The sequence below is a fragment of the Flavobacterium limnosediminis JC2902 genome, assembly GCF_000498535.1.
Lineage (GTDB): Bacteria > Bacteroidota > Bacteroidia > Flavobacteriales > Flavobacteriaceae > Flavobacterium > Flavobacterium limnosediminis.
Genome location: NZ_AVGG01000030.1, coordinates 1 through 3,195 on the forward strand (window position 1 = coordinate 1; position 3,195 = coordinate 3,195).

Annotated in this window: 2 protein-coding genes; one reads left to right on the forward strand and one right to left on the reverse strand. The window is 36.2% G+C overall.

The features are described 5' to 3' along the window. Positions 1-1,160: 1,160 nt before the first annotated feature. Positions 1,161-1,832, forward strand: coding sequence for an FAD-binding oxidoreductase (locus FLJC2902T_RS14855; protein ID WP_023580616.1), 672 nt, complete (start codon positions 1,161-1,163; stop codon positions 1,830-1,832). A 60-nt stretch (positions 1,833-1,892) separates the two neighbouring features. Here the strand turns inward: FLJC2902T_RS14855 and FLJC2902T_RS14860 are convergent. Then, positions 1,893-3,195, reverse strand: a 1,303-nt coding sequence (locus FLJC2902T_RS14860) for an MBG domain-containing protein (protein ID WP_035679128.1), incomplete at its 5' end; no start/stop codon positions are given.

Here is a 3,195-nt window from a genome sequence, read left to right on the forward strand (position 1 = left end):
ATTCTTCTTATTTCTTATCGCTAAGCCTCTCGGTTAGCGGCTGCAAAACTAGAACTTCTTTTCTAATTGGCAAAACTTTTTGAAACTTTTTTTTGAAAAAATTTTCCTTCCGTTTTAACCTCAATTTTTTAAAGAACTTCCCGTGTTTTGCGGGTTGCAAAGGTAATACCTTTTTCTTAATCTCGCAAGTGTTTTTTAATTATTTTTCGATTTAATTTCTAAACCGTAATTTCAAATCACTTACTCAATATTTCAAAAGAACTTTACCGTGTTTTGCGGGTGGCAAAGATAACTTCTTTTTTATTTACAAACCAAATCTTTTTTTGACTTTTTTCAAAATCTTTTTCGATGTGATTCGTTTCAAAATATCAGTAGAACTACGCCGTTATTGCGGGTGCAAAAGTAGCACTCTTTCCCGTAACTCCTAATTATTTCAAGTCTTTTTTTATTATTTTTTTCGAGGTTCCCCTTAACTTACTGATAACCATTTCTTAAAGACAGAAAGTTTTTTTTTAAAAAGAAAAGGCGCTGAGGAACTGAGTGACTGAGGCGCTGAGGAAAAAGCATTGTTACTTACAAAGGTTCTGAGGGACTGAGACATTAAGGAGCTGAGGGAAAATTACTATTGACAGTACTATATATAAAGGTACTGAGGAAAAATCACCACTGAAAACAAGAGGTCTGAGGTACTGTGCAGCCAAGACTCTGAAGAAAAATCACTATTGCCATACTATATAATAGGTACTGAGGAGCTGAGGAAAAATCACTATTGCCATACTATATAATAGGTACTGAGGAGCTGAGGAAAAATCACAATTGATTATACAATATATAATAGGTATATAAAAACCCTTAAAGAAAATTTCTACACTTTACTATTGTATAGGTGAATCAACTATTGGATTGCTTCACCAATTGAGTAAGGTCTCTGGTCATTCTTTCACCTAAACTACGATACAATCAAAATATCAACTTATACAGAATGACTGCAAAAAAATGAGCATTAACACTCGCAAAAAAACATCTGAACCAGGCGGAATATAATTTCTAAACAAAAACGTATTCAAATTACAATCTGTTTCAATAAGCCTATCCTATTTTTCAGTAACTTTATTACACATTTGAAACTATACCCGTCCAACTAAAGCACTAAAAAAAATATGAAAAAAGGTCATGTTGTCAAAGTCTTAAAAGCGCGATTTATCACCCACGATGTCAAGTCGTTTGTAGTGGAGAAACCTCTGGGTTATGATTTTAGTCCCGGACAGGCTACGGAAGTGGCCATAAACAGTCCTCAATGGAAAAATGAAACGCGACCATTCACCTTTACAAATTTAAAAGAATCCAATTACCTCGAATTCATGATCAAAATTTACAAGGAACGAAAAGGCGTGACTAATGAATTAGGCCGTATTAATGCAGGTGACGAATTAATCCTTCATGATGTTTTCGGAACAATAAATTACAAAGGCCCGGGAGTTTTCATAGCCGCCGGTTCGGGAATAACACCTTTCATCTCGATTTTTCGTGAACTTTATAAAAACAATCAGATACATGGCAACAGATTAATTTATGTTAATAAAACTTCTGAAGACGTTATTATGGGGAACGAATTACACAAAATGCTTAAAAATAACTTTATAAATGTCTATACTCGGGAAAATGTGGTTGGTTTTCTCGGTCGAAGAATTGACCGTAATTTCCTCATTGAAAATATAGTCGATTTCAATCAAAATTTCTATGTGTGCGGCCCAGCTGATTTTGTAAAAACCGTAACACAAAATTTACTCGATTTGGGAGCTATCGCCGATGCAATTGTTATTGAAAATTAAATCATTTTTTGTTGACATCATAAAAAACTCCGGCTTAATTGCCGGAGTTTTTAGTTTTTTCTATTCTTTAATTACTCTCACCGTTTTCCGATTACTTCCCTGTTCTACGACAGACAGGTAGACCCCTCGAGGTAGTTCATCTCCAAATTGAATTAAAGCATCATGTTCTTTTTCAATCTGTTTAACAATTCTTCCCGCAATATCAAATACGGTAATCGTTATTTTTTCAGCACTACTGCTTTCAACTTCAAAAGTGAATTCATTGTTACTTGGGTTTGGATATGCTATTATATTAAAAGGCATAACAGATTTACCGTCCCCATCAGGAGATATACAATTAGATGTACATTTCCCAAAGAAGTCACCATGCGCCAAATGTTCTGCCACTGCATTACTATCTACACAAATGGTCGTACATGGATTTTTACCACTTCCTGTTTTATGACAAAGTTGTACTTTGGTATTTCCGCTGTTTCCGTTGAAGCAACGAACGTCTTCAGCAAAAATAGGTATAGAGCAAGTGCCAGTACATCCATTTTTATCCGTCACAGTTGCTGTAATCACTGTATCAGCCATCAGGGTAACATTTAAGGAATATCCCCCGCTTGCTGTAATAGTATTCGTCGATACAGAAACTGGATATTGAGTTGGCTGGAATGAGCCTGTTGCTGGACACACATTATTACTACTACTATGCGTGTTTGCCCCACATGCCCATAATTCATCCCCGGTATTTGTGGTTACATTAGCCATCAAAGGACGGTTCATAGTTAACGAAACCGTATAAGGCCCTTCACCACCACCAGGTTTTACTGTTATAGTTGATGTCTGATCTCCAGTATAACCAAAATAAAGAGTGTTGTTAGAAGTGGTACAACTTGCAGTTACTGATGATGTTGGTTGAAGAATGGTGATAGTACAAATAAATTTAATAAATCCCGGATGTGCAGTATCACGCATCTCAACAGTATATGCATTTGGTAACAAACCCACAAAATTTCCACTCGATTGCCAAGAATTGGAATTTAAACGATATTGATAACTGCCTGAACCACCAGACGGATTACTAATATTAATTTCACCATTATTACCTTCACCATTGCAAGTAACATCTTTTTTAGTTACTGTAGCGGTTAATGGTAGTTCTACAATTTCAAAGTCCGCACCCACATAATCCAAATCATAATTCGGATTCAGCGCCAGACTGCCTTGACCAATTGCATAATTTCCTATCGATTCGCCGGCTGCTCTGGACAAACTTCCGATGAAAGCATCGCTAAAGGCTAAACTGCCCGAGGTAATCTGATACGTTAGTGCCGGATCAGTTTCACCGTAGATTTTGCTTTTTGCATCCGCGGTTACC

Excerpts from the sequence above, each read along its gene's own strand:
- FLJC2902T_RS14855 (WP_023580616.1), top strand. The coding sequence starts at position 1,161 with ATGAAAAAAGGTCATGTTGTCAAAGTCTTAAAAGCGCGATTTATCACC.